18 protein-coding genes and 4 pseudogenes are annotated in these 26,721 nt (G+C 58.1%); 20 read left to right on the forward strand and 2 right to left on the reverse strand.

Going from position 1 to position 26,721, the window contains the following annotated elements:
• Window positions 1-67: 67 nt before the first annotated feature.
• From C2L66_RS29590 to C2L66_RS41865, 3 genes and pseudogenes are all read left to right on the forward strand, one after another.
• Window positions 68-532, forward strand: coding sequence for an Lrp/AsnC family transcriptional regulator (locus C2L66_RS29590; protein ID WP_054931400.1), 465 nt, complete (start codon window positions 68-70; stop codon window positions 530-532).
• A 324-nt stretch (window positions 533-856) separates the two neighbouring features.
• Window positions 857-3,331, forward strand: coding sequence for a TonB-dependent siderophore receptor (locus C2L66_RS29595; RefSeq protein ID WP_060610654.1), 2,475 nt, complete (start codon window positions 857-859; stop codon window positions 3,329-3,331).
• A gap of 366 nt (window positions 3,332-3,697) precedes the next feature.
• Window positions 3,698-3,952 (forward strand): annotated as a pseudogene (locus tag C2L66_RS41865) (hypothetical protein); the annotation flags it as partial.
• Here C2L66_RS41865 and C2L66_RS40875 read toward each other — a convergent pair.
• Window positions 3,894-4,097 (reverse strand): hypothetical protein, encoded by a 204-nt coding sequence (locus C2L66_RS40875; RefSeq protein WP_146174416.1) that lies wholly within the window; start codon window positions 4,095-4,097, stop codon window positions 3,894-3,896. The pseudogene C2L66_RS41865 and the gene C2L66_RS40875 sit on opposite strands and share 59 nt — an antisense overlap.
• A gap of 656 nt (window positions 4,098-4,753) precedes the next feature.
• Between C2L66_RS40875 and C2L66_RS40880 the strand changes: the two genes are divergently transcribed.
• The 13 genes and pseudogenes from C2L66_RS40880 to C2L66_RS41875 form a co-directional block, all read left to right on the forward strand.
• Window positions 4,754-5,005, forward strand: coding sequence for a hypothetical protein (locus C2L66_RS40880; protein WP_148654652.1), 252 nt, complete (start codon window positions 4,754-4,756; stop codon window positions 5,003-5,005).
• 56 nt (window positions 5,006-5,061) lie between these two features.
• Window positions 5,062-5,838 carry an energy transducer TonB gene (locus tag C2L66_RS29605; RefSeq protein WP_060609598.1) on the forward strand — a complete coding sequence of 259 codons (777 nt, stop codon included), beginning with the start codon at window positions 5,062-5,064 and terminating at the stop codon, window positions 5,836-5,838.
• Window positions 5,839-5,860: 22 nt separating this feature from the next.
• On the forward strand, window positions 5,861-6,601 hold the full coding sequence (locus C2L66_RS29610; protein WP_054931456.1) for a MotA/TolQ/ExbB proton channel family protein: 741 nt from the start codon (window positions 5,861-5,863) through the stop codon (window positions 6,599-6,601).
• Window positions 6,602-6,614: 13 nt separating this feature from the next.
• Complete coding sequence (locus C2L66_RS29615; protein WP_054931403.1) at window positions 6,615-7,037, forward strand: ExbD/TolR family protein; 423 nt, start codon at window positions 6,615-6,617, stop codon at window positions 7,035-7,037.
• Complete coding sequence (locus C2L66_RS29620) at window positions 7,034-8,839, forward strand: ABC transporter ATP-binding protein/permease (protein ID WP_060609601.1); 1,806 nt, start codon at window positions 7,034-7,036, stop codon at window positions 8,837-8,839. The genes C2L66_RS29615 and C2L66_RS29620 overlap by 4 nt, the downstream gene beginning before the upstream one ends.
• A gap of 69 nt (window positions 8,840-8,908) precedes the next feature.
• Window positions 8,909-9,229 (forward strand): annotated as a pseudogene (trxA, locus tag C2L66_RS41870) (thioredoxin); the annotation flags it as partial.
• 1,387 nt (window positions 9,230-10,616) lie between these two features.
• The gene (locus C2L66_RS29630) at window positions 10,617-12,014 is read left to right on the forward strand and encodes a TldD/PmbA family protein (RefSeq protein ID WP_233445076.1); all 1,398 of its coding nucleotides are present in this window, start codon (window positions 10,617-10,619) and stop codon (window positions 12,012-12,014) included.
• Between the two features lie 157 nt (window positions 12,015-12,171).
• Window positions 12,172-13,653: a metalloprotease TldD gene (gene tldD, locus C2L66_RS29635; RefSeq protein ID WP_060609605.1), complete on the forward strand. Its 1,482-nt coding sequence runs from the start codon at window positions 12,172-12,174 to the stop codon at window positions 13,651-13,653.
• 294 nt (window positions 13,654-13,947) lie between these two features.
• Entirely contained in the window at window positions 13,948-14,316 is a 369-nt protein-coding gene (locus C2L66_RS29640; RefSeq protein ID WP_319636782.1) for a Fis family transcriptional regulator, read from the forward strand.
• A gap of 325 nt (window positions 14,317-14,641) precedes the next feature.
• Window positions 14,642-15,805, forward strand: a pseudogene (locus C2L66_RS29645) (cysteine desulfurase family protein); the annotation flags it as partial.
• 189 nt (window positions 15,806-15,994) lie between these two features.
• The gene (pepN, locus tag C2L66_RS29650; RefSeq protein WP_060609613.1) at window positions 15,995-18,682 is read left to right on the forward strand and encodes an aminopeptidase N; all 2,688 of its coding nucleotides are present in this window, start codon (window positions 15,995-15,997) and stop codon (window positions 18,680-18,682) included.
• A 253-nt stretch (window positions 18,683-18,935) separates the two neighbouring features.
• A complete protein-coding gene (locus tag C2L66_RS29660; protein ID WP_060609616.1) occupies window positions 18,936-20,129 on the forward strand; it encodes an AAA family ATPase in 1,194 nt (397 codons plus the stop codon).
• Between the two features lie 16 nt (window positions 20,130-20,145).
• Window positions 20,146-20,298, forward strand: a pseudogene (locus C2L66_RS41875) (porin); the annotation flags it as partial.
• Between the two features lie 220 nt (window positions 20,299-20,518).
• On the opposite strand, the gene C2L66_RS29670 reads toward C2L66_RS41875, so the two are convergent.
• On the reverse strand, window positions 20,519-21,430 hold the full coding sequence (locus C2L66_RS29670) for a LysR family transcriptional regulator (RefSeq protein WP_060609619.1): 912 nt from the start codon (window positions 21,428-21,430) through the stop codon (window positions 20,519-20,521).
• A gap of 153 nt (window positions 21,431-21,583) precedes the next feature.
• Here C2L66_RS29670 and C2L66_RS29675 point away from each other — a divergent pair, with 153 nt between their 5' ends.
• The 4 genes from C2L66_RS29675 to C2L66_RS29690 all read left to right on the forward strand — a co-directional run bounded on the left by C2L66_RS29675 (window position 21,584) and on the right by C2L66_RS29690 (window position 26,689).
• Entirely contained in the window at window positions 21,584-22,453 is an 870-nt protein-coding gene (locus C2L66_RS29675; protein ID WP_054931411.1) for an NAD(P)-dependent oxidoreductase, read from the forward strand.
• A gap of 27 nt (window positions 22,454-22,480) precedes the next feature.
• A complete protein-coding gene (locus C2L66_RS29680; RefSeq protein ID WP_060609620.1) occupies window positions 22,481-23,989 on the forward strand; it encodes an aldehyde dehydrogenase family protein in 1,509 nt (502 codons plus the stop codon).
• Between the two features lie 76 nt (window positions 23,990-24,065).
• Window positions 24,066-25,391 carry a DUF3100 domain-containing protein gene (locus C2L66_RS29685; RefSeq protein ID WP_224101322.1) on the forward strand — a complete coding sequence of 442 codons (1,326 nt, stop codon included), beginning with the start codon at window positions 24,066-24,068 and terminating at the stop codon, window positions 25,389-25,391.
• 104 nt (window positions 25,392-25,495) lie between these two features.
• Window positions 25,496-26,689 (forward strand): M20 aminoacylase family protein, encoded by a 1,194-nt coding sequence (locus C2L66_RS29690; RefSeq protein WP_060609623.1) that lies wholly within the window; start codon window positions 25,496-25,498, stop codon window positions 26,687-26,689.
• The last annotated feature ends 32 nt before the right edge of the window (window positions 26,690-26,721 follow it).

Here is a 26,721-nt window from a genome sequence, read left to right on the forward strand (position 1 = left end):
ATGCACAACGCAGATAAGGGGAGGCGATTTTCTCTCCCGAAGCCAGTGTGCGACGAACGGAGGAAACGTGATTGACCACATCGACAAGGCAATCCTATCGGTCCTACAACAGGACAGCACGCTCTCTGTGGCTGACATTGCAGACCGTGTGAATCTGTCAACGACCCCGTGCTGGCGCCGGATTCAAAAGCTTGAGCAAGACGGTGTCATTGCACGCCGTGCCGTGTTGCTCAACGCGGAGAAGCTCAACCTCGGCGTTACGGTACTAGTGGAAATCAAGACTGCCGAGCATACGGCCAAATGGCTCAAGCGGTTCTGTGAAGTGGTCGCCGATATTCCAGAAGTGGTGGAGGTATACCGCATGAGTGGGCATATCGACTACATGTTGAAGGTCGTCGTTCCTGATATTGCCGCGTACGACGGCGTCTACAAACGCTTGATTAGCGAAGTGGACATTTTCGACGTGAGTTCGAGCTTTTCCATGGAAACAATCAAGCACACGACCATCCTTCCGCTGAACTATGTCTCATGAGCGAATCTCGTCACGACAATCACGCTGTGGGGACAGGATTCCTCGCCGGGGTGCCGCGGTGGAAATCGATTTCAGAATTCGAAGAGGCGGCGAATTGTTTCGAAAAAACGTTTCAGAACGGGTTGTTAGACTTTTCTCTGTCGGTGAAACGGTTGATGTCGGTGCTTAGGTAGGCTGGAAACGCCTCGTTGGCGAGATGGCGGCGGTTGGGGTAGCGAGAATTGTGGGAACGCCTCAGGGATGAGGAATCGGGACAGCGACAGTCGTGTTGTAAATAGGATAACTAATCAATAAGGGAAGTCCCTCACATTGGGGAAGGAAATCGTGAAGAACAAGCTTGGCGTGCGCAGTATTAAAAGTAATGTCTCAGGCATCGCCATCGCGATGGCAGTTGCCCAGGTCTTCTTCAGTGCTGTTGCGTGCGCGCAGACTGGCGTAGAGCACACCTACCACATCGCGAGCGGTCCGCTGGACCGGACGTTGGTAGAAATTGCACAGTCCTCCAAGGTCCGACTGAGCTATGACGCTTCCCTCGTCCAATCGCTCAAATCGGCTCCGGTGGACGGTACGTATACCCCGGAAGAAGCTATTCGTCACGCGCTTTCCGGCACGGGGCTCAAGCTTGAAAGTACGCCGACCGGAACCCTCACCATCACCAAAGAAAATGCAGCGGCGAGTGCGAACGTTGGCGGAACGGTAACTGCCGCGACAGCCGCTGCGCCGGCGTCAGGTGCGTCGGCTCCAGCGGCGGCAGTCGCAGCTAGCGTCGATACGACGTTGCCGCTCATCAGCGTAGCCGCGCAGCGCGACTCGGGCGGCACTGGCTTTGTAACGGAGTCGTCCAGTACATTCACGCGTACGGATACCCCGCTCAGTCAGACTCCCACCTCCGTTTCGTCGGTGAACGCCGCGGTAATTTCGAGTCAAAACGCACAGACGCTGACCGATGTTCTCAAAAATGTGGCCGGTGTCACTACCTATCCGAGCGGGCTCGGACTGCCGAGTTACGCGGTGCGCGGCTTTCAGAATGCTGCAGTGCTGACCGATGGCATGCCTACTTCACAGGCGGGTGGCCTGGGTTCAGCAGCAAACCTCACCCCGACCATTGCTATTTCGAGCGTGGAAGTCCTGAAAGGGCCCGCGGCAATCCTGGCTGGCGATGCACCGGCCGGAGGCGTGATTAACATCACGAAGAAGGCGCCCCAAGCCGACCCGTTTCACGAAGTACAATTTAGCTATGGCAAGTACGGCAATCTCACGGGTTCGTTCGACAGCACCGGCGCCATCACTCCAGACAAAAAGCTGATGTACCGCTTTGTCCTATCGGATCAGGGTGGTGGTCAAAATTCGATGGGCTATGATGGTCCTACCAACTTCTATTTTGCGCCGACGCTCGAGTGGAAAGATAGCACCACCGATATTACCGTCGGATATGACCGCACTGTGTCATATAACCCGATGCCGCAGTACGCGATAGGTAAGAGTTCTGGCGGGATACTCAGTACCCGAATTGACCATCCACTGGGAAACCCCAGTGACGGCTTCTCGATGCGTCAGGATGACTTCTTCTACAAGTTCGAGCAAAAACTTGGCTCGCACTTCACATTTGTGAGCAAGGCGAACTATACGGAAACGCAGGAGCTACAACGTGGTTGGCAGCCGGTGACGGCGCTATCAGCGACGAACGGCGCACCTTTTATGTCTTTCGATACAACGTCAGAGACGTACAACTGGACGTTCGAAAATTATCTCCGTGCGAAATATGATTTCGGTGCGGTGAAAACGACGACCTTATTTGGCTGGGACTACACGACCGGGCATTTCAACGAGTTTGAATGGAACGACGGCGGGAAAATCGTTTCTGTGAAAAATATCTTCAATCCGCCGACGTTTCCGCAACTTACCAGCAACGGAAGCGGCCTGAGTTATGCGATTCGTGAAATGCAAAGCCAGTCCGGGTTTTTCCTTCAGGAACAAGCCAACTGGCAACGCCTGCACGTGCTGGGCTCCATCCGGAACAATCAATATTGGCAAGGCGGCGTAAATGAGACCATCACCTCCGCTGGTGAACTGACGGACAGTCCAAAAGGGGAACACCAAAGCGCGTGGACGCCTAACCTCGGACTGCTTTACCAGTTGACCGAGGATGTATCCGCGTACGCGAACTATCAGGCGGGCTTCCAGCCTTCGGCTGCGACGACCTTCGGGGGAGGGACGCTGCCGCCGCAGAGAAGCAAACAGGAGGAAGTTGGTCTAAAGGGAAACTTCCTGGATGACAAGCTGTCCGTCACGGTTGCAGCCTATCGAATTTCCTACACGAACCAGAATATCTCGGACCCCATCCATCGGGGGTTCTATATTGCTGCCGGCGGCGCGGTCAGTCGCGGCTTCGAACTGGAAGTGCAAGGCCAGATTCTCCCTGGGCTGAATCTTATCGGCCAATATACGTACGACGATTACGTAAGGCCGTATAGCCCGACGCTCGCTGTCAATCTGCCGAAACATTCTGCGAATCTCTGGACGACCTACAACTTCCAGACTGCGGCACTTCAGGGCCTCGGAGTCGGTCTCGGATTTACCTTCGCAAGTTCACAGGAAGTGGGTACGAACAGCAAATACCCTATAGGAAGTCAACTCGAGACTGACGCCTCAATCTTCTATCGTCACAAAAATTTCGGTCTGAACCTTGCTGTCAAGAATCTGTTCAATCGCAACCTGTACTACAGCAGCACTACGTCTACCTTCATTCCAATGGGGACAACGCGCACTGTTCTGCTGACCAGCACATTCGACTTCTGATGTGGTCATCGCCACGCTTACGTTCATGAATCAAGCGTGAGCCCGTTGGCTGCCGGCTGAAGCGGCGATGTCGAAGCTCTAGTCCGTATGCCAGAGGGTTTCTCGCTCCTTGTCCGAACACACGACAAGGAGCGATTTTTTTGCGTGTACGGTGTCTGGTCTAATTGAACCTTCAAGACGTCGACTATCCATCGACCGCAGTTGTATGCGAGTCTCTCTGCCTGAAGACGCGAGTGCCACTTCCGAAACTACGGAACGTTTTTCACGTTTAGAAGAGCCGCCGCCGTCATCTTTGGTGCTATGTATGGAAATCCTGTAAATATGCGTAGAGTGTGTTAAGCCTACCGCTCACCTGCATTCGCACGGCGCAGAGCTAATTGCTGGGGCCATGCTGTGATGGAGAGACCCTTCCTGAACCTCAAAATGGAGCGCGCGTGGCAGCGTCAGTACTCCAACCACGATGAGGCTCGGCGCGATATCAACCAGTACATAGTCGCTTTCTACAAGCGAGTGCGCCTTCACCCCACACTGGGCTGCAGTTCTGCTTCGTGTATAGCGTCGCTCAGGTACGGTGAAGAGCGTCTGCGATATTTTCGCGGCTGCGTTGTTCTGAGGCGCTAGTCGAAAAAACTGGTGTACGGATATTTCTATACTGAGAGCCGAAGTCACGCGCAAGGTTGATGCCGTTATCAAGCGCGGTCGCCAGTTTAGCCGTCACGTGGCACGCGTCTTTGTCTGCGACGGCGGCAACCAGGTGCTTGAGCATACGAGGTCTCGCATCGCTTGCTGCTGACGTTATTGTCAGGCGGAAGCTAGCGTCACGCAGTGTCTGCACTGCTGTGCGAACCACCTACGATGCATCGCGCCCCGCATGACGGTCTGTCCGCATTCACACGTATGTCCCCACCGTTCGACAGTTGCGTAATCAGGCTCTTTGTTGCACGGTCGACCTCAAGCGCGGCGTCGCCTGGGTTTGCTGCTTGATTATTCTGGATATGAGGCAGTCCGGTCTTGGTGTGACCAGTCGAGTTGGCAGAGTGTGCTTTCAGCGTGAAGGAAATGGCCATGGAAGTCCGATTCATTTAGGCGGTAGCGTCCGGGACTCCACCTCCGGAGGCTGAGCGCTCGGCGGCGGTGGCTACCGAATGAAGGTAAAGACTGGCACGGGCGAAGCATTTCCGTGCGCAGGCATGCGCTTCATGAATCGAACTTCTTCCGCGATGCAACCCTCAACGCGAGCTCAAGTTTTCTGATGCCGTGCGCGGGTCTGGCGAAAGGCAGTCCGTAATTGGATGCGCAGGCACCCCGTGCAGGTGCCCGCGCAAATATTAGCGTTCCAGCGGTGTCACTTTTCTCTGCTCGTTGCACAACGTTAACAAGGGAGCGGGAAACCGTCGGCTCATCCCGAAAGGAGACGCTGGAATGGACGACACACACGCCATGGTAAACCCTCGCTTGATGGTCGTGAGGAATGGTATGCCCGTTCACGCCGACGGTATTAGAAACAGATTCCAACAATCGTGTGCGGAGAGAATTGTTTCAAAAAAACATTCCAGAACGGATGGATACACTGAACAACAGTTCCTGCGCGGGTTCGTCGGAAAATTGATTGCTCCAGTGTTGATTCAGCGATCACGAGCTTCAAAAATCTTCGACCTGTTCCCCGCCGTTTAGGCGTACGAGCCTCAGTGTATTGGGGAAATAGCCGACCATCTTGCCGGGCAGTGCGTATGACAACTGAATCAATCAATCTGCAGTCTTGGCCGAACGACAAGGACTCCACACGAGAGCAGGGGGCGAACGTGCGGTCCCGGAAGATACGCAGCAGTTTGGTCACTGCGGCCGTCGTGGTGGCTCACGGGATTGGACTGTATTTCGCAATTCACCATACCTCCGTGATTCTCACTTCTGAGGGGAAGCCGGCGGGCACGGTGCAGGTGACGCTAGTCGCCGCCCCGACACCGCAACCTGTCAAGCCACCCGAACCGAAGCCGCAACCAAAGCCGGTGGTCAAGCCTGTGGTGGTGAAGCCTAAGAAGGCGTCGGTCCTTTCTTCAACGGCTCCTAGCCCCCGTACTGTTGACGCGGCTCCGCACAACATGCCGAAGGTCGAAAAAAATGCGCCGCCGGTGCAACAACAAGCGGAACCCGCGACGCCTGCTGCACCAGTCGCTCCGACGGTTACCGCTCCGGGCCCAAACCTCCTGGACAAGCCGAAGGAGATTAACGAAGGGGAACTCAAGCAATTGGGTTGTCAGATCCCGGCCCCGGAGTACCCCTCAAAGGCAAAACGTCTTCAACAGGAAGGAACGGTCGTCATCAAACTGACGATTGGCACCGATGGGCAAGTGACGGCAGCCCGCGTTGCACGAAGCAGTGGTTTTGATTCACTGGACGCCGCCGCCCTCGCGTCGATTCGGGCCGGACGTTGCCGGCCCTACACGACCGCAGGAGTCGCGCAAGCAGTTCAGGCGACGCAGCCTGTTGCGTTTAATTTGAATAACTGAACTCGAAAAATCGGAGTGGCAAATGGAACAGTACGGTATCGCAAACGTATGGCAGACGGGTGACATCGTCACGCGATTCATCTTCGTCGCGTTGCTCGCAATGTCCGTCGCGTCGTGGGCAGTGCTTCTGACGAAGGCCATCGGCAATCGCCGTCTCGAGGCGATTGGCAAGCGTGTGCAAACCAGGTTCTGGGCGACGCAAAACCTGAATGAAGGTCTGGACGCGCTTGGAACGTCTGCCGACAACCCCTACCGGGCGCTCGTCGTCGCCGGTCGCGAAGCAAACGAACAGCAGGGAGCGAGTCACTCGGTGATGCAAGGGAGCCTGGGTTCTGGAGAGTGGGTCGCGCGCGGCTTGCGAAACGCATTCGATGAGGAGGCCGCGCGTCTGCAAAACGGTCTTGCAGTCCTGGGGTCAATCGGCAGTACGGCACCGTTCGTCGGGCTGTTTGGTACCGTGTGGGGCATTTACCACGCACTAATGGCAATTGGTCTCTCTGGCGAGGCAAGTCTCGACCACGTCGCAGGCCCGGTCGGCGAATCGCTGGTTATGACCGCGTTCGGCCTTTTCGTTGCCATTCCGGCCGTCCTTGGATTCAACTATGTGAATCGCGGCAACACCCGTGTTCGCCAACGCTTGCACCGCTTCATGCACGAACTGCACGTTTATTTCGTCACGGGCGCGAAGGCGCGTAACGAAATGCAGCGTGCACTGTCGGGCACGAGTGCCGCCAAGGCGCAGAACGTCAACGTCGCAGCGTAAGTCGGGGTTAGCCATGTCAATCCTGCTCGATAGCGGCAATGACGAAGGGGTCATGAACGATATCAACATGACGCCGCTGATTGACGTCATGCTGGTGCTGCTCATCATTTTTATCGTCACGCTTCCGGTCATCAACAAAGCGGTGAAGGTTCAGCTTCCGACCGCGGCGGCGCAGCCTGCGGAGTCGAAGGCGCATGACATCGACATTTCGATTACGGCAGACAAGTCGGTCCTGTGGGACAAAGAACCAGTTGATGACGATGCGTTGAAGCAGCGTATCGCATCGGCGGCAAAGCAGCCTGACCCGCCCGCGGTGAACGTCGATGCCGATGAGAACGTGCCGTACGGCAGGGTCGCCACTGTGATGGCCGCACTCCAGGGCGGGGGCCTCAACAAGCTCAATTTCGTTATGCAACCTCCGAAGGTGGAGAAGTGAGCGCCAATCGCGCGTTCCCGAAAGACCGCGCCGAGGATAAGGAGGCTCGCCGGCGTTTTCCATCCGTTTGGCTCCTCATTCTTCCGTACTGGAAAACAAAGCAGGGTCTACAGTCACTCGCGATGTTGGCGTGCGTTCTCGTCGGCGGTTGGGTGGGGACGTATGTATCTCTTTGGCTAAATCGCTGGACCGGGACCTTCTACGACGCTATCGGCGCGCAAAAGTTTGTTTTGCTGCCCGCACTTTTGACATCCTTCATCGTCGTGGCCGTGTTGAACGCTGCCCAGATGATGCTCGCTGTAGCACTCCAGTCGGTTGTCGAATTTCGGTGGCGCAAGTGGCTCACGAACTGGATGACGGAAAAGTGGCTTGAGCGGCGACTTTATTATCGTATCGAGCGCGATGGTGCGCTCGAGAACATAGACCAGCGTGTGGCCGACGATGTAAGGCTTTTCGTGCACGACTCGCTGCTTCTGACTATGGGCGTTCTCGACGTCCCTGTCAGGATAATCACGTTCGCGATTGTGCTCTGGAATATTGGTGGCGGGATGAAGGTAACCCTCGGAGGTTCGACCTATACGATTGCTGGTTATCTCGTCTTTGCTGCTGTGGTCTATCAAGGGACCATTTTTCTCTTCACCCATCTCCTGGGGCGACGCGCAATTACGTTGAATGCAAAACAGAATCGTCTGGAGGGTGATTTCCGGGTGAGGATGGTCCGTGTGCGCGAATTTGCTGAACAGATTGCATTTCTTCGTGGCGAACAAACGGAGCGCCAGAATCTTTCGAATTCACTCAACAAGGTTATCTCCAACCTGTTTTCGACCCTCTGGATTACGACCAGAGTCGCTTTCTTCACCAATACGGTCGGGCACCTTGGCTCTATTGTTCCCACGCTATTGGTGCTTCCCCGCTTGATGGGCGGGAACCTCACCCTCGGCGGTTTGATGCAGTCCAACAGTGCGTTTGGCTCGTTGACGGGCGCTCTATCATTCTTTCCGCAGGTTTACCTCGGTTTCGCTTCGTGGCGCGCTGAGGCAAACCGGCTTCGCGAGTTCCTGGCAGTGGAAGTTGTCACGGAGAACGTAGGGTTCGTTGTGGAGCGTGGCGAGAGGCACATTGTTAGCGGGTGCGGCCTTCTGCTGACAAACGCTGACGGACTGGAACTGGCACGTGTTCCCGACTTCACAGTTTCACCAGGTTCGCGTTGCATTGTTCGTGGCCGCTCCGGTTCCGGGAAGAGCACGCTGCTTCGGGCATTGGCAGGTCTCTGGCCTCATGGTCAGGGGACGATTACGATTCCGTCGAGTGGCATGTTTTTTGTGCCGCAGCGCAGCTATATGCCGTCGGGTACTTTGAAGGCAGTCGTTACGTATCCCGAAGACGAAAGCGCCTTCCGGGACGAAGAGTGCGTCGAGGTTCTTCGTGCCTGCGGCCTTTCCGCGTACGTAGATTCGCTGAATGTCGTCGACAGATGGGACGGACGGTTCTCGGGGGGAGAGCAGCAACGTATTGCGTTTGCGCGAGTATTGTTGGCTAAACCGAATGTTCTGTTTCTTGATGAATGCACGTCGGCGCTGGATTCGCAGAGCGAAAGGGAGCTATATACGCTCCTTCTATCCAGTTTGCCAGACGCAACAATTCTTAGTGTAGCCCATCGGCGGGAACTCGCCGAGCTGCACGAGATGGCCATCGACTTCAGCAGCGGTTCCACTTCGGAACCCAGTGAGCCGGACCAGAACGGGAAGGCTCCGCATCTCCCATTTGAAGACAGGCGAGGTCTCGAAAAAATGCCTTGCTAGGGCGCGGAGTAAGCAACGCGAATACGTTTTCGACAAATATTGCTAACACCTAACAGACAAAGGAATCCAATGAGCAACCTGAAGAGTGTCACGGAAGTCAGCTTTGAAGAAGACATTATTTCTAACAAGCTTCCTGTTCTTCTCGACTTTTGGGCCGAGTGGTGCGGTCCATGTAAATCCCTCATGCCAACTCTCGAGAAAGTCAGTCGCGAGTATGCAGGCAAAGTGGATTTTATGAAGGTTAACGTGGATGAGAACGCTTCGGTGCAAAACAAATTCTCGGTGCGAGGAATTCCGACATTGATTCTTTTCAAGGAAGGTCGCGAAGTTGCGCGTTCTGTCGGCCCAAAGTCGGCGACACAGCTCGCTCGTTTCGTCGACGCCCAGCTTGGCATCGAAAGCAATATCTCCGCGCAAACTCCCACAACATTCAGTGCCTTTGGCGGTAATGTCTCGTTCAAGGAGGCAGTTTTGGCCAACCTGCGAGCGCATATATCCGCAAAGGCGGAGAAGCCCCAGGAGGCCATGTGGGACGACCCGCTTATCGGTCCGCTACAAGTTGCCGTGGGCGAGGCAGACATGGAAAAGTGCGTAACAAAACTCGGAATTCCTGACGAAGTCGCGGTGACTGCGGAAATGCTTTCTACATATCGCGGCACGCACCTTGAAGCCGCGGGGTTTGTTGCAAAGTGGCTCGATAGTGTGCCCGTTGGCGCCAATCTGCAGCCTGTTTCGAGCAGCCTCGTGGTACGCGTGCTCAAAGAGAAGACGCTTGAAGATTACATTGCCGGAGACCCGGCGCTCCAGTCTCTTCGCGACCGCCTTGTTTACCTGCATCTTGCGAACGTCCAAGGGAAAGCGCCGACTGAAGCGGAGTGGAGGGCGGCGAGGGAAGCATGTGACGAGCAAGGCTCCGCAACTTCAAGATGGCGTCGACGTGCTATCGGAACTGTGCTTTCGTCCATTGCGTGCAGGCCCGACTCTGACTCGCACGCAGTGGCCAACTTCGTTTTCCGCGTGGCGTCCCTGCGACGTAATGAGCTGCAACATCTGAATAGTTGGAGCGCGGATGACGAATCCACCATGGCCACTCTCGCAAACCAGATTGGAGCAGCAGCGAAGCAAGCGGGCGAGAAGCCGCCGTACGGAGAACAGATGTTAGAACGCATCGCAGAGATCGAGCCGCAGATCATCTCCCGCTTTCGTTCGTTCTATTTTGCTGGCGAGGAAGCCACGCGTACGTATGGCAAGCTGGTTGGCGAGATGATGGTCGAGCTCACGAGCGAGAGCCGGTAAGCAAAACGGATTGCGTTCTATTTTAGTCACGGGGGCTACAGAGGCGGCCTCTGACAAGACGTAGGGAAAACAATTCCCTCGGGGCCGAAGTCTGGTGCGTGTTCGGCTTTTCGAAGATGCACTGGTGGTACGTTAATTTTGGATTCCTATAAGCCGTGTCATAACCGTGAAAGTCGACGACGGCTTTTCCACAAGTAAAACGTTTTCGATATCCGTGTCGCTTGGAATTGCACTCTGATTTTAGTCGCGTACGTTAAAACGAATTTCTGGAATCGCTGGATTTGATGCGATTTTTGGCAAAAGAACTTCACTCAACATTGCCGAATTCGTCGGAATAGAGCCCATCCTTTTGGTTCGTCGAGCCACCACGAGCCGTGACTAGTTGTAAGGTTGACTCGCATGAAGAGTTGGTCACTCTAATCTACCGGGTGAGAAAGAATGTGCAGCCGGAATAAATTCGCGCACCCATCTGGAAGCAAAGTTGATTGACTCAGTTGAAGGTAAGAAACGGAGTAATGAGATGCAGACAAGCGCAGTCGAGACGACCGCACCGGACGCCGAGGTAGGAGACATCGCCGCCCAGGCGCTCGAACTGACCAAGGCAAATGGCGCGGAAGATGCGAAAGTAGAAATCTCCCGGACTGAGAGTCGTTCCGTTACGGTGCGCAACGGCGTGCCCGCAGAGCGAAAGTTTCAGCTGGTTTCGGAGGTGACGATTACGGTTTTCCGCGACGGTCGAAGAGCCTCCACGGCGACGTCGGACCTTTCGCGTAGCGGACTGGACGCTGCCATAGTTGCTGCGTTGAGCATCGCGGCTGTCACTGCGCGCGACGAGGCGGCTGGACCTGCTGACGAAAAGCACCTGGCTTCGGATATCCATGACCTCGACCTGTGTCATCCAGCGGATGTCGCACTGGATGACATGGTGGAGTCGGCACGCAGAGCGGAAGCGGCAGCCTATGCGGTCGACAAGGCGATTGCTGCAACCAACGGAGCTAGTGTCCATGTGGCGCACGGAGTCTCGCTACTTGCAACGTCGCGAGGCTTTATGGGAAGTACGCCCTGGTCGATGAACGCCATTTCAGCGACTGCAGTAGCAGCAGGGGAGCGTGAGCGGCAGATTGGTTTTTGGAGCGATGCCGCTAGAGTCTACGAAAGCCTGCCGAGCCCGGATGAAATCGGCAAGACGGCCGCTTCGAGAGCGCTTGGCGCACTGAATTCACGTTCGGTTCCGACGCAAACATGCCCAGTGCTTTTCGAGCCGATGGCCGCAATGGGTCTTTTGCGAGAGTTTGTCGCAGCGGCTTCGGGCGATGCGTTGTATCGGACAGGCTCCTTCTTGAAGGACCGTGTAGGCACCTCTCTCTTCCCTGAAGATATTTCCGTAATCGAGGACCCCTTCGTGAAGCGCGGGATGTCCAGTCGATGTTTCGACGGCGATGGCATTTCCGTCTCTCGGCGTGCTGTCATCGACAGAGGCGTGCTCCGGGGCTACTTTTTGGGACTTTACGCTGCGAGGCGTCTCAAGATGGAGCCGACCGGCAGCGGCTATGGGCCGCATAACCTCGAGGTTCGGAGCGAGCGCTCGAGTACAGCGGACGACCTGCGTTCGATGCTCTCAAAGCTTGGCCGTGGCCTATTTGTTACCGATTTAGTCGGTGGCGGCGTGAACCGACTGAACGGCGATCTCTCGCGTGCTGCAAGGGGATTCTGGGTTGAGGGCGGCGAGATTCAGTTTGCTGTCTCCGGGGTGACTCTCGCGTCGAACCTCTTCGACATGTTCAGAGGGTTGCGCGCGATTGGTGGCGATAGGCTAGCGCGTGGGGGAATCACCACGGGCTCGTGGCTCATTGACGAAATGAAGGTTGGCGGGCTCTGACGAATTCGTGGATAGCCGGTGTTCGGCTAATGGGTTTCCGTTGGGGCGCAGCGCTCCCTTTGCGTGCCAAGGAACCGAGGCTACCCACCGGTTCAGCTAGATACGTTATAGGCGCACTTCGCGTCGCTCAGACACCAATCAACAGAAGCCAGATTGTATGAATGACATTTTGAAATTTCAGAACCCGTTGCCTACGTTGGCTGAAATACGCAATGCTGCGCGGGAGTGCTTGCTTGAGCGCAATGGCGTCGACGAGGTCCAGGTCGACTCTGCCTTATCGCTCGCTATGGGAACCGGCGGGGACTTTGCGGACCTCTTCTTGAGCGACTCGGTCAGGGAAGCATGGTCCATGGAAGGCGGCGCCGTTCGAGGTGGTTCTTATCGCCGCGACTCTGGGTTTGGTCTTCGAGTCATGAAAGGCGAAGAGACGACGTTCGCGTGTTCGCAACGAATAGACGCGTCTGCGCTTACGCGTGTTGCATCCCAGTTGCGCACGAGCGGAGAGCGCGCCGCGACAACTACAGCCACCGCGAGCAATGACGGTGCGCAAGGCCGCTTCTCGTTGTATATGGGCTTGGCGCCGCTTGCATCGGTCGATGCCTTGGACAAAATCGCGCTCCTTCAAAAAGTCGACCAGCTGGCGAGAAATCACGATGCCCGGGTTGTCGAAGTTGGCGCTTCGCTCCAAGCGGTATATGAGAGCGTTTGGGTGACCCGCCACGACGGCATGAGTGCGGGTGATGTGCGGCCATTGCTGAACCTTTCGGTGAGCGTGCGAGTAAAATCGGGCTCGCGTATGGAGCATGCGCGCAGCGGAATGGGTGGCCGATATTCGTTTAGCGAATGGTCGGATGATGTTGTCGCATCCTTCGTCAAAAATCTCGTAGATGCAGCAATCATCAAGCTCGATGCGCGCCCCGCGCCCGCTGGCCCGATGAGTGTTGTGGTTGGTCCTGGCTGGAACGGCGTTCTTCTGCATGAGGCAGTGGGGCACGGTCTTGAGGCAGACGGTATTCGGCGCGGAACATCTGTGTTCGCTGGTCGCGTTGGTCAAACTGTCGCGCAACGAGGCGTAACCATTGTCGATGACGGCTCTATGTTGGGTCGCCGCGGCTCACTGAATGTGGATGATGAAGGTCATCGGACCGGGCGCACCGTTCTCATTGAAGATGGCGTGTTGCGGGGATTCATGCAGGACTCGCTGAGCGCCCGGCTAATGGGGGTGCCGCAAACTGGTAATGGTCGCAGGGAGGACTATACCTGCCTCCCAATGCCGAGAATGACCAACACCTTTATGCTCAACGGCAACCACGAACCGGAAGAAATCATCGCATCTGTGGCGAACGGCATTTATGTTGCGGGGCTGGAGGGTGGGCAGGTGGACATAACGAGTGGCCAGTTCGTGTTCGAGGCGTCCGAAGCATTCCTCATTGAAAACGGGAAGATAACTGCGCCCATCAAGGGCGCGACTATCACCGGAAACGGACCTGAGACGATCAAGAAGATTAGCCTCGTCGGTAACGACCTCGAGCTTGATTCCGGTAAAGCGGTGTGTGGTAAAGCCGGCCAGAGCGTACCCGTGGGAGTTGGACAGCCGACCCTGCGCGTAGACGACATGACGGTCGGCGGCACAGCGTAAAGCGGTTTCTCTACGCGCCAGTGACTAGGCGCCGCTCCGTCCATCGCTGCGCTGTTGGAGGTTCTCAGGGCAGCCGACCATCGAAACCCGTGAGCGGAATGACAGACTAAACGGCAATTGAACGAGTTTGTAACGTGGATACTCTCTCTACCGAGCAGCTCCGTGCGTCCCCCGCGAAGCCCTTTGCCGGTCATAGCCCGGTGCGGAAACTGACGGCACGTCGAGTTACGGAGTGTTGAAAAGATGAGGAACTGGTCCGCCCGCCTGAGGCAGGCTAGCGTCAGCCAAAAGTCGATGAAGACGGAGTTGTTGCCACTGCCACAGCGTATTCGCGATGTCCTATCGCTGGAGTATCACTTGCAATTGGAGGCTATGCGAGCCGGTGCCGGTTCACTCATGGCTCTTCGGACGCTTCTTCGGGTTGCGATGGCTACGACGATGCTCCGTGAATTTGGGTACGGGAATGCAGCAGGTCGAACAGTTGCGGACTATGAAAGCGAGGCAAGTGACGCCTTTGCCATCGGACATGAAGGTAGCTATGCCTTCAGCGTTGCAACGGTAAAGAAATTTGCCACGCTACTTACCGAGCACGACGCCCAACTGGAAGTGGCACCGGTTCGTATCATCGACCAGATTGCCAGGCGCCTCGAGGGGCCGAACTGAAGCAGTCGTTGATTAGCGCGAAAGTAGGGAAATAGTGGAGGTCGATGAGCTTTGATTTGACGGGGAAGGGATGTGTTTCTACTGATGAGACTGCCGTTCGTTCGTCTGGCATTCGGGAGTCTCCGTTCTGTTGGCTTTGCCATCGTTGAGGGCTCTGAATCCTCGAAATTGTTTCCAGCGACGCGGCATCGCGGAAAGACAATTCCGCCGTTCGCTGTCGTGTCGGAAAACCATCCCGTTTATACCCAATAGTCGGCTTTATTTTGGAAGCACTTTCTTGTTGGACGCGCGTAGCATCGCTTTATCCTGGTTGGACGGAAATATCATGAGCGAAGGTAGCAACTTGCGTTATTTTGACTACGCGGCGACTACGCCGGTGGATGAGCGAGTAAGCGAGGCGATGTTCGGATGCATGGGTATCGGCGGCATCTTTGGCAATCCCGCGTCCAGTTCTCACGCGGCCGGGCTCAGCGCAAGGGAAAGGGTCGAGCGTGCTCGCGCGCAAGTGGCAGACCTTATCAAGGCCAGGCCCGACGAAATCGTCTGGACCTCAGGTGCGACGGAATCGAACAACCTCGCGCTCAAGGGGTACGCCGAGAACGCACATGGCCATTGTCACCTCGTGACCAGCCAGATTGAACACAAAGCAATTCTGGATACGATGGCGAGCCTCGAGAAGCGCGGCCATCCGGTGACGTACGTTCGGCCGGATGGAAGCGGTGAAATTGCACCGGAAGCTGTCAAGGCGGCATTGCGCTCCGATACCGGAATCGTTTCGCTAATGTTGGTGAACAATGAAATCGGCACGCTAACTAACATCCCCGAAATGTCTCGTATCGTGCACGCCGCAGGCGCCATTCTTCACGTCGATGCGGCGCAGGCGCTGGGAAAGACGCCCATCGACGTCGAGACCATGGGCATCGACCTGATGTCGATTTCAGCGCACAAGCTCTACGGTCCCAAGGGCATCGGCGCTCTATATGTCAGCGAAAATGTCGCGAAGAGGATTGCGGCTCAGATGCACGGAGGTGGACATGAGCGCGGGCTACGTTCCGGCACTCTTCCGACACACCAGATTGTCGGGATGGGTGTTGCTTGCGAACTGGCCGCGGCCGAAATGATGGTCGACAACGACCGCATTTCGCGCCTCCATCAACGGTTCATGGACGCTGTTGCGGACCTCGGAGTTGTTGTTCAGAACGCAGCCCACGCGAGGCGCATTCCGCACACGTTGAGCCTGACTCTCGACCTGCCGGGTTTCTTTCCTTTCATGCTTTCGGACGAACTGGCGATTTCTTCGACGTCTGCGTGTAGTTCCGCTGCGGGCGCGCCGTCGCACGTCTTGACGGCAATTGGACTGGATGAGGATGCGGCCAGCCGGACAGTACGACTAAGCCTTGGCCGATATACGACGCAGGAGGATGTTGACCACGCGATTGCATGTGTAAGGGCGGTTGTCAGGCAGTGTCGCGAGTCGGTTGCAGCGGGGCTTTGAAAGTGAAGTAAGGCAGGTAGCTTTGGCCTTGGCGGCCTTAAAAGCGGGAGCTTTTGTTTGTCACCGGGCCGTCAGCGGCGGACTATCCGTCTCGTCTCCCGAACTGACCTGTCGCACAGTTAGACCACCAGTCGGTAATCCGCGTTCATCGCGAGGCCGCTTTCACGAACAACGAACAAGCCCATGCCTTCTAACGAAACGCCGCCGATCGTGCGTCGCACGGACTATACCCCGCCCTCGTTCCTGATTGATTCGGTCAGCCTCGAATTCGATCTGGCGCCAGAGCAAACCACAGTGCGCAACACCATGCGTGTTCGACGTAACCCGGAAGCCGTGCGCGAGAGCAGTCTTGAGCTTGTTGGCGAAAAGTTGACATTCATATCTGCAGTTGCTGATGGTGCGCCAGCGGACGTGGTGGTCGGGGAAGGTAGTCTTACGGTCAAAGACGTTCCTGACTCGGTCGAACTGACGCTCACAGGCGTGTGTGCACCGTCTGCAAACACAACGATGATGGGGCTCTATGTTTCTCGCGGCAACTTTTTCACGCAGTGCGAAGCGGAGGGGTTTCGTCGCATCACCTGGTTCCTGGACCGTCCGGACGTCATGTCCACTTATACGGTCACGCTACGCGCTGACAAGGTAAGCTACCCCGTCCTTCTGTCGAACGGCAATCTGGTTGACCAGGGCGAATTGGCGGATGGTCGCCATTACGCGAAATGGGAAGACCCGTTTCGCAAACCTGCCTATCTGTTTGCGCTTGTCGCCGGGAAACTCGAAGCACTCGAAGAGCGCGTCAGGACCAGTTCTGGCGCAGAGAAGCTGTTGCAAGTGTGGGTCGAGCCGAACGACCTGGACAAGACCCGTCACGCGATGGATTCGCTCATTCAGTCCATCCGCTGGGACGAGGCGCGCTTTGGCCTCGAGCTGGACGTGGACCGCTTCATGATTGTCGCCGTGAGCGACTTCAACATGGGCGCAATGGAGAACAAGGGTCTCAATATCTTCAATACGAAGTTCATTCTCGCGAATGCTGAGACGGCTTCGGACGTGGACTATGCGAACATCCAGGCCATCGTGGGTCACGAATACTTCCACAACTGGACCGGAAACCGCGTGACATGCCGCGACTGGTTCCAACTGAGCTTGAAAGAGGGGCTCACCGTTTTCCGGGACCAGGAATTCACAGCAGCGATGATGGGCGGGGACGAGAACGCGGCCGCTCGCGCTATCAAACGCATCGAGGACGTCCGCGTATTGCGCCAGATGCAATTCGGCGAGGATAGTGGTCCGATGGCGCATCCCATTCGTCCGGAAAGCTATGCGGAAATCAGCAACTTCTATACCGCGACGGTGTATCGCAAGGGCGCCGAAGTTGTGCGGATGTATCAGACGCTCCTCGGACGCGATGGTTTCCGCAAGGGCATGGACCTGTATTTCCAGCGTCATGACGGTTCTGCCGCTACGTGCGACGATTTTCGTGCCGCAATGGCCGACGCCAACGGTCGCGATTTTTCGCAGTTCGAGCGCTGGTACAGCCAGGCCGGCACGCCGCGCGTGACGGTAACGACTCGGTATGATGCGGCAGCTCAGCGCTACAGCGTGACGTTAACGCAGAGCTATGGCCACGTGTCGGTGGCAGCCCGGCCGACCCAGATGGGGCCGCTGCACATTCCGTTCGCGATTGGGCTTCTCGGCCCGCTCGGTGTGGATATGCGTCTTCGCCTTGAGGGCGAGAGTGCTGCTCGAGAGACAACACGCGTACTTGAGCTGACGGAGACGCAGCAGACCTTCACATTTGTCGACGTGACGGCAAAGCCGTTGCCGTCGCTGCTTCGCAATTTCTCAGCGCCGGTTATCGTGGAGTACGACTACAGCGTCGACGAGCTCGCCGTTCTGCTCGCCCACGACAGTGACCCGTTTAACCGCTGGGAAGCAGGTCAGTGCCTGGCAACCCGCGAGCTTCTTTCTCTCGCGGCGCGCGCCGCTGCAAGCCAACACCTGGAAGCGAATGACGCGCTTATCAGCTCGTATCGCCGTGTTCTGACCGATGCCACGCTCTCGCCGGGCTTCCGTGAGCTCATGCTCGTGCTGCCCACTGAAACGTATCTGGCCGAACTGATGACGGATGCGGACCCGGCGGCCGTGCATGCTGCCCGACAGTTCCTGAGGAAGCAACTGGCGACTGCGCTTAAGGAAGAGTGGCTTGCGACGTACGAGGACAATCTGACGCCGGGCGCATATGAGCCGACGCCGAATGCCTCCGGGCGGCGTGGCTTGAAGAATCTTTCCCTCAGCTACCTCGCAGAGCTCGACGACCCAGCTGATGCCGTGCGTCTGGCTAGCGCCCAATATCGAGGCGCGAACAACATGACGGACCGTTCGGCAGCCCTCGTGGCGCTGCTGAATGCATCGGCTAGTGCAGGCCTCGATTTCGGGGAACATGCGCTTGACGACTTCTATGGTCGGTTTGAGGGCGACCCACTGGTCGTCGACAAGTGGTTTGCATTCCAGGCAATGCAGCGTGGCACGTCGCAGCGTCCAACTGTCGAGATTGTGCGCGCTCTAATGAGCCATCCGGCGTTCAACATCAGGAACCCCAATCGTGTCCGTGCGCTCATCTTCAGCTTCTGCGGTGCTAATCCCGCACAGTTCCATGCTGCCGACGGCTCTGGCTATGCCTTCTGGGCAGAACAGGTTGTGGCACTTGATGCGTTGAACCCGCAGGTTGCCGCACGACTGACTCGCGTGCTCGAAAGATGGCGTGCATACATGCCTTCGCTGCGCGAGCCGATGCGCAAGGCGCTTACCGCGGTCGCTGAGCAAGTCAAGTCGCGCGACGTTGTAGAAATCATCCATAAGGCGCTCGCCTGATGTTTTCCAGGAGTTCGGCAGTGGTACGTTTGCCATCTCCGATTGCCAACGCTAGATGAAGGAGCGGACCATCACGACAACGGCGGATGCAGCTGACGCGCGACAGGTTGACGGTCGGGATGACAATGTTGCTGCGCACTTGCGCCGCCGTCGCCCCGTGTTCCTGGCGGTGCCGATGCAAACCACGTGCAAGGACATTGCTCAAGGCAGGGAGGCTCCACAGACGGTAACATTCACAACGCGCTAACGTCATATGTTGAACACACTTGCAATCAACAACTATCGTTCGATAAGAGAGTTGGTCATCCCGTTGACGAGACTCAACCTCATCACTGGCCCGAACGGCAGCGGAAAGTCGAACATATATCGAGCGCTACGTCTTCTGGCCAGCACGGCGCAGGACGGCATCATTGCTCCGCTTGCGCGCGAGGGCGGTCTGAACTCTGTGGTATGGGCCGGCCCCGAAGACCGTTCTGGCCGCATGCGCCGGGGGGAAATACCGGTGCAGCATCGAGCAAAAGGGACCCCGGCATCGCGTCTCAAGCTCGGCTTTGCCGGTGAGGAGTTCGGTTACGCGGTCAGTATGGGATTGGTCACACCCGCTGGAAACGAAGACCGTGATACGCCTTCATCTTTCGCACTTGACCCGGAGTTCAAGCGGGAGTCCATCTGGGCGGGCCCGGTCTTGCGGCCAGCAAGCCTTCTTGTCGACCGAGACGGTAGCGTGGTTCGCCGCAGACTCGACCAAGGTTGGGATGTCTTGACGCACCAACTGCCTCGGTATGAAAGCCTGTTTTCTGAAGTCGGAAGAGACAAGCTCAGTCCGGAAGTTTTTTCGGTTCGCGAGGCCATACGCGGATGGAGATTCTATGACCACTTTCGCGTGGACGCCGATTCTCTCGCGCGGCAGCAGCAAATTGGCACTCGAACGCTTGTCCTCGACCACGATGGACGCGACCTCGCCGCAGCATGGCAGACGATTCGTGAAATTGGAGACCGTGAGGCACTCGACGAAGCCGTGAATGATGCTTTTCCGGGCGCGTGGGTCGAAATCGAGTCTCAGCCTGGCGGCTTTTTCTATTTACGGTTTCATCAGGAGGGGCTTTTGCGGCCCCTCGGGGCAGCTGAGCTTTCCGATGGAACGTTGCGATATCTGCTGTTGTGTGCAGCGTTGCTTACGCCGCGTCCCCCAGAACTTATGGTTCTCAACGAACCCGAGGCGAGCCTTCATCCGGACCTTACCATGGCGCTGGGACGATTGATTCGACGGGCGGCTCGGAACTCGCAGCTGTGGGTAGTCTCGCACTCGACGCGCCTTGCCGCAGCTCTTGAGGAGGACGAGGACTGCAACCCGATTATCTTGGAGAAAGTGTTCTCTGAAACCACGATTCCTGGTCAGCACTTGCTCGACCGGCCTGCGTGGTCTTGGGCGGACGGCAAGAAATAGCAAGCAACCGTCCGGTGGAAGCCGCTGGGGACTTTGTGGTACCGAGGACCTCGGTGGTGGCCTGAAAGCAATATTTGTTGTGGAGAACGGCTTCAGCGCGACGAACGGCCTCTTGGGACAGGGTGGGGACATGTTCGGCCGCCAAGCATACGTTGGACTTTCCAAGGCTACGGGATATCTGCTGAGGCGACCATTTCCAGTCCAGCAGCGTGAGGACGATGCGCCGCGCTTACCTCCGGTGCCGGGGCCGGCACTGAAGCGTAGCGCCCCTGCAGATGCTGGCTGACAATCGTTAGTCGCTCTTCAGGCTGGAGTTGTTGACAGCGCTATTTCACGGCAACACCTCATATCAATCAGGGTATTGCACTTCAAACGTGAGAACTTGTTGTCTAACGAAATGCGCGCATTTGCGAATGCATCAGCTGGAGTAGTCGGTTCGAGGCGACGGACAGCTTTCGGCCGACGCGTGTCACGAGCTGCGCCTCCGCGTTGATAAGCAACGGATGATCAATCGGAATCGCGAAGAGTTCCCCCGCGTCCAGCTCAGTCGAGACGGAAAACGCCGGCAAACACGCAATGCCCAGCCCCGATTTGACGAACTGCTTGAGGATGGATATCGAGTTGGTCGTGACGATCGGATCCAGGCGTATCTTTTCGGCAAACTCCACGGCCTCTAGCATCTGCCTGGTACCGAAGGAGGGATGCGCTGCCGCCAGCGGGAAAGACGCCAGCTCTCGCACCGTCATGGCCTTTCCACGTTGCGCGCGAGGAAAGCCGGGGCCAACGATCGCCATCAGTGGTTGCATGCGCGATGCGCGCGCGACGATCTTGGGCTCGGGCGGCGGGTTATAGACTAGCCCGATATCACCCTCGTCCTCGGTGATCTTGCGCATGACCTCGTTCGTTCCGGCGAGGTCGAGATTGACCTTGATGCCCGGATACTGTTTGCAAAACTGCTGCATCGGGCCCCCCAGCATGTCGGACACAAAGCCCTCGCCGAGCACGACGTTGACATGCCCCGTGCGCAAGCCGCGCAGTTCCTGCAAGCGGCTGATGAGGTCTTCCTTGTGCGCCATCTGCTCGCGGTAGTACTCGATCACGTACTGCCCGGCCTCCGTCGGTTTCACCCCGCGCGCATGCCGCTCGACCAGCGCGGCATCGAGTTCACGCTCCAGTAACCCGATCTGTCTGCTCACCGCCGACGGCGCGACGTTCAGCCAGTCGGCCGCCGCGCGAATGCTGCCGAATCGTACGGCTTCGTAGAAATAGACAATCCTGCTCTCCGTCAGACCCTCTGCCATGAGAAATCACCGTTCGAATTATTAGAACGCTTTGCAAATTGGCGTTTATTGATTATAGGTTTTCGAAAGTCCAGTATGGAACCCAGGCAGTCGAAAACGTGGAGCGGCAGCCACGATATGAACTGCGAAATCAAGAGACCTGGAGCTAGAAACATGAAGACGGTTGGTGTAATCGGTCTGGGCAATATGGGGCGCGGGATGGCGCTCTCGCTCAAGCGCGGCGGTTTCAACGTGCTCGGCTTCGACGCCGCGCCCGGCGTTGCCGACAAGTTGCAGGAAGAAGGCGTTCAGGCGCGTGCTTCCATCTCTGATATCACCCGTGATGCCGACGTGCTGATTCTGTCCCTGCCGACATCCGATATCGTCGAGCAGGTCGTGCTCGGTGAAGGCGGCGTCGCCGCGAGCGCGAAGCCGGGCCTGATCGTTGTGGACACGACTACCGCGGAGCCGGGCAGCACGCGCAAGGTGGCAGCGGCGCTTGCTGAACGCAAGGTGGGGTTCGTCGACGGTCCCGTCAGCGGTGGACCTAAAGGTGCCGCGACGGCCACAATGACGATGGTTCTGGGCGGCTCCGACGCAGACGTCGCAGCCGTCGAGCCGATCCTCGCCGTGATGAGCGCGAAACGCGTCCACGTCGGCCCGGTCGGCGCGGGTCACGTGACCAAGATCATCAACAACATGTTGACGGGCGTTCACCTTCTGGCCGCGAGCGAAGCCGTGCGCGCCGCCGAAGCGAACGGCGTCGACCCGCAAAAGCTGGTGGAGGCGCTCAACGGCGGCTCGGGCAAGAACAGTGCAACGCTGACGAACTATCCGACATGGATCTTCAACGGCAAGTTCGACTCCGGATTCACGATGAAGCTGATGAGAAAGGACGTGCGCCTTGCGATGGCGCTACTCGATAGCGCGGACGCTACCGCGCCGATCGCGAAGGAAGCGGGCCGCTTGTGGGCGGCGAGCGCGGACAGCATCGGCGATGCGGAAGACTTCAACCGCATCGTCCAGTTCATCGACAAACAGTAATCGCCAGATATCCGGAGCCATTTTCAGATGAGCAATAACGCAGAAGACCTTCTCGTAGCGTTTCAGCATTTCTTCCCGCAAGCAAAGACCATCGGTTCGTATGTCGGTGGCGAGCTGGTGGAAGGCGCGGGTGAGACGATTCAACTCTTCGATGCCGCGACAGGCGAGAAGAGCATCGCCTACAAAGATGGCGGCGCGGCCGTGGTCGAACAGGCTGCCGCCGCAGCCGTGCGCGCGCAGAAACAGTGGTGGGCGCTGACGCATGCGGCGCGCGGCCGCGTGATGTTCGAGATCGCCCGCCAGGTGCGCGCGGAAGCGGAAGCCCTCGCGCGGCTCGAGTCACTCGGTTCGGGCAAGCCGATCCGCGATTGCCGCGGCGAAGTCGCGAAAGTCGCCGAGATGTTCGAGTACTACGGCGGCTGGGCCGACAAGTTCTACGGCGAAGTGATTCCCGTGCCGACCTCGCATCTGAACTACACGCGCCGCGAGCCGGCTGGCACCGTGCTGCAGATCACGCCGTGGAATGCGCCCGTGTTCACGTGCGGCTGGCAGGTCGCACCCGCCATTTCGATGGGTAACGCGGTGCTGCTCAAGCCGTCCGAACTCACGCCGACCAGCTCTATCGTCATCGGCCTGCTGTGCGAGCGCGCGGGTGCGCCGAAGGGCCTCGTGAACGTGCTCGCAGGTCTCGGACAGACGGTCGCGCAGTCGGCTATCGCGCACAAGGCGATCAAGAAAGTGGTGTTCGTCGGCTCGCCGGCGACGGGCGCACGGATCGCCGAGGCGGCCGCGAAGCGTGTGCTGCCGTGCGTGCTCGAACTGGGCGGCAAGTCGGCCAACATCATCTTCGGCGACGCGGACCTGAAGCGCGCGGCACTGACCGCGCAGGCAGCCATCTTCGCCGGTGCTGGTCAAAGCTGCGTGGCGGGCTCGCGTCTGCTGGTGCAACGTAGCGTCTACGACGACTTCGTCGCGATGGTCGCCACGGGCGCCAGGAAAATCAAAGTGGGCCAGCCGCTCGACGACAGCACCGAGGTGGGCCCGATCAATAACCGCAGGCAGTACGAGCATGTCATGTCGATGATCGACAAGGGCGTGGCGGCAGGCGCGACGCTCGCGTCGGGTTCGCAGGAGCGCTCGAACGCGGGCTACTTTGTTTCGCCGACGGTGCTGTCGAACGTCACCAACGATATGGCCGTTGCCCGTGAAGAAATCTTCGGGCCGGTGGTGGCAGCGATTCCGTTCGACACGGAAGACGAAGCCATCGCGATTGCCAACGATACCGAGTTCGGCCTGGCCGGCGCAGTGTGGACCACCGACGTCGCGCGCTCGCATCGCGTGGCGGCGCAAGTCAATGCCGGCACTTTCTGGGTGAATGGCTACAAGACCATCAACGTGGCGTCGCCGTTCGGCGGCTTCGGTTTGAGTGGTTACGGTCGTTCGAGCGGCGTCGAAGCGCTCTACGAATACACGCAGACGAAGAGCGTCTGGGTCGAAACCGCGAAGGAACCGCCCACGGCCTTCGGCTACCTTTAATCGGCAAGGTATCCTCCCCGTTCTTTCGGGGAGGATCGTCACTCTGGGGAGACCTGACCAAATGAATAGCATAGCAATGCACTCATCCGACGGCCAAGGCATGCGCACGGCCAAGCTACTTGTCTTCGCTGCGGGCGTGATTCTGCTTGCCGAGCTGATCGGATCTTTCACGTTCAAGATCGGCCCGGGCAAGGTGGTCCTCTTGCCGATGATCTGGGCGCTTCTGCTCGGTGCGGCAATCGGCGTGGCCAGTGCGCGATCGAACAGTGCCGCGCGCCTCGACGTGAAAACGCAGTTTTACGCCGCGGCCATCCTGCAGCCTGCGTTGCTGCTGTTCATTGCGAAACTGGGGTTGATGATTGGGAGCGCGCTACCCAAGCTGGCGTCTGCGGGTTGGGCGCTCGCCTTCCAGGAGCTGGGGCATTTTGTCGGCACGATCCTGCTTGGCTTGCCGCTCGCACTTCTGCTCGGTATCAAGCGCGAAGCCATCGGCGCCACCTTCTCGGTCGGCCGTGAGCCTAGTCTCGCCATCATCGGCGAGAAGTACGGGATGGACTCGGCCGAAGGGCGTGGCGTGCTGGCGGAATACCTCACTGGAACCATCTTCGGCGCGGTCTTTATCGCCATATTTGCGGGCTTCGTCGCGAGTCTGAATATTTTCGACCCGCTTGCACTCGCGATGGGTTCGGGCGTCGGCTCGGGCAGCATGATGGCAGCGGCATCGGGCGCTATCGCTGCGCAGCAGACGCCTGAGGTCGCCAAATCGGTGCTGACGTTTGCGGCTGCGAGCAATCTGATTACGACGACGGTGGGCACGTACTTCACGTTATTCATTTCGCTGCCGATGGCATTGTTCGGCTACCGCATTCTCGAGCCGCTGATTGGCCGCACGACCAGTGCCTCGAACGCGCCCGAAGCGGCAGAAGCCAGCGGACCGAAACTGGGCGATGTGCAAACGGAAGCGCCGCATCTCAGCTATGGCGGCAAAGTGCTGGCATGGGTCGTCACCGCCGTGTTTGCACTGGTATGCGACTGGATGGCGCACGGTACGACGCCGCTGGCGGGGCTGCCCGGGATGTTGCTCATGCTGCTGGCTGTCGTCGTGGGCGACGCGCTTTCCACGCTGACTGGCCGCAAGATCCCTGCGGTGTGCTGGGTCTCGTTTGCGGCGATGTACGCGACGTCTCCCTGGTGCCCTTGGGGCGCACAGTTGGCTGAGCTGAGCGCGCGGAACGATTTTCTTGGCGTGACCACGCCGATGCTGGCCTTCGCGGGTCTCTCGATTGCAAAAGACTTGCCCGCTTTCCGCCGGTTGGGGTGGCGCATCGTCCTTGTTTCGTTCGTTGCCAATGCAGGCACGTTCCTCGGTGCGACCGTCGTCGCGCAACTATTCCACATCTAGGCGACCGGCACCGCCTGCGCAAACGCAGCGGTGCAACGCGCGCTATGAGCTGTGCAATCTGACGGCGGCGTCGATTGCCAGCAAGAAACTCCTATCAAGTGACTATGAACGCTATTGCCGAAATCCAGGCATTCTCGGAGGAGATGACTGCCGTCCGTCGTGACATCCATGCGCACCCGGAACTGGGATACAACGTGAACCGGACGGCGGATCTCGTCGCCAGCAAGCTGGAAGAGTGGGGCTTGCCTGTTGTTCGCGGAGTTGGCAAAACGGGCCTCGTTGCGACGCTGAAGCGTGGGAACAGCACTCGCGCAATCGGACTTCGCGCGGACATGGACGCGCTGCCCATGCAGGAAACCAACGAGTTCGCGCATCGCTCCACCGTGCAGGGCGCAATGCATGCATGCGGGCACGACGGTCACACGACCATGCTGCTTGGCGCCGCAAGATATCTCGCGAAGTCGGTCGATTTCGACGGCACCGTGCATTTCATTTTTCAGCCTGCCGAGGAAGAAGGCGCAGGCGCGCAGGCGATGATCGACGACGGTCTGTTCGAGCGCTTTCCTGTCGATGCCGTTTTCGGCGTGCACAACTGGCCGGGCATTCCGGAGGGACACTTCGGTGTGCGCCCTGGTGCGATCATGGCATCGACGAGTCTCTTCAGGATTACGGTGACGGGCGCGGGATGCCACGGCGCGATGCCACATCTTGGTGAAGACCCGGTGTTTGCGGTGGCGCAGATTGTCAGCGCATTGCAGAGCATCCTGACTCGCAACAAGAATCCTGTCGATGCGGCAGCCTTGTCGGTGACGCAGATTCACGCGGGTGAAGCGCAGAACGTTGTGCCGACCGACGCGTGGCTGGGCGGCACGGTGCGCACGTTTTCGGAAGAGACGCTTGACCTCATCGAGAGCCGCATGCGGGCCATCGTCGCGGCGATTGCGTCTGGTCTTGGCTGTCGCAGTGAGATCGAATTCAACCGGAACTACCCGCCGACCGTCAACGATCCTGAACAAACCGCGCTGGCAGTCGAAGTCATGCGTGAAGTCGTCGGTGATGAGGCCGTCGACGCGGCGATTCAACCCACGATGGCTGCCGAAGACTTCTCGTTCATGCTGCGTGCAAAGCCGGGTTGCTACGCGTTTATCGGAAATGGCGTCGGCGACCATCGCAGCGTGGGGCATGGAGCAGGGCCGTGCCTGTTACACAACGCGAGTTATGACTTCAACGACCGGTTGCTTCCCGTGGGGTCGACTTACTTCGTGCGACTCGTGGAGAGGTTTTTGAAACGCGCGTGAGCCAGTGCCATAGCAGGCGATAAGGGCTCTGA

It is taken from the genome of Paraburkholderia caribensis (assembly GCF_002902945.1).
GTDB classification, from domain to species: Bacteria; Pseudomonadota; Gammaproteobacteria; order Burkholderiales; family Burkholderiaceae; genus Paraburkholderia; species Paraburkholderia caribensis.

Bases quoted from the DNA above. Each gene is read 5' to 3' on its own strand.
- C2L66_RS29690 (WP_060609623.1), top strand. From the start codon at position 25,496: ATGAACGCTATTGCCGAAATCCAGGCATTCTCGGAGGAGATGACTGCC.
- C2L66_RS29660 (WP_060609616.1), top strand. From the start codon at position 18,936: ATGTTGAACACACTTGCAATCAACAACTATCGTTCGATAAGAGAGTTG.
- pepN (WP_060609613.1), top strand. From the start codon at position 15,995: ATGCCTTCTAACGAAACGCCGCCGATCGTGCGTCGCACGGACTATACC.
- C2L66_RS29685 (WP_224101322.1), top strand. From the start codon at position 24,066: ATGCACTCATCCGACGGCCAAGGCATGCGCACGGCCAAGCTACTTGTC.
- C2L66_RS29675 (WP_054931411.1), top strand. From the start codon at position 21,584: ATGAAGACGGTTGGTGTAATCGGTCTGGGCAATATGGGGCGCGGGATG.
- C2L66_RS29670 (WP_060609619.1), bottom strand. From the start codon at position 21,430: ATGGCAGAGGGTCTGACGGAGAGCAGGATTGTCTATTTCTACGAAGCC.
- C2L66_RS29610 (WP_054931456.1), top strand. From the start codon at position 5,861: ATGGAACAGTACGGTATCGCAAACGTATGGCAGACGGGTGACATCGTC.
- C2L66_RS29605 (WP_060609598.1), top strand. From the start codon at position 5,062: ATGACAACTGAATCAATCAATCTGCAGTCTTGGCCGAACGACAAGGAC.
- C2L66_RS40880 (WP_148654652.1), top strand. From the start codon at position 4,754: ATGGACGACACACACGCCATGGTAAACCCTCGCTTGATGGTCGTGAGG.
- C2L66_RS40875 (WP_146174416.1), bottom strand. From the start codon at position 4,097: ATGCTCAAGCACCTGGTTGCCGCCGTCGCAGACAAAGACGCGTGCCAC.
- C2L66_RS29680 (WP_060609620.1), top strand. From the start codon at position 22,481: ATGAGCAATAACGCAGAAGACCTTCTCGTAGCGTTTCAGCATTTCTTC.
- tldD (WP_060609605.1), top strand. From the start codon at position 12,172: ATGAATGACATTTTGAAATTTCAGAACCCGTTGCCTACGTTGGCTGAA.
- C2L66_RS29640 (WP_319636782.1), top strand. From the start codon at position 13,948: ATGAAGACGGAGTTGTTGCCACTGCCACAGCGTATTCGCGATGTCCTA.
- C2L66_RS29615 (WP_054931403.1), top strand. From the start codon at position 6,615: ATGTCAATCCTGCTCGATAGCGGCAATGACGAAGGGGTCATGAACGAT.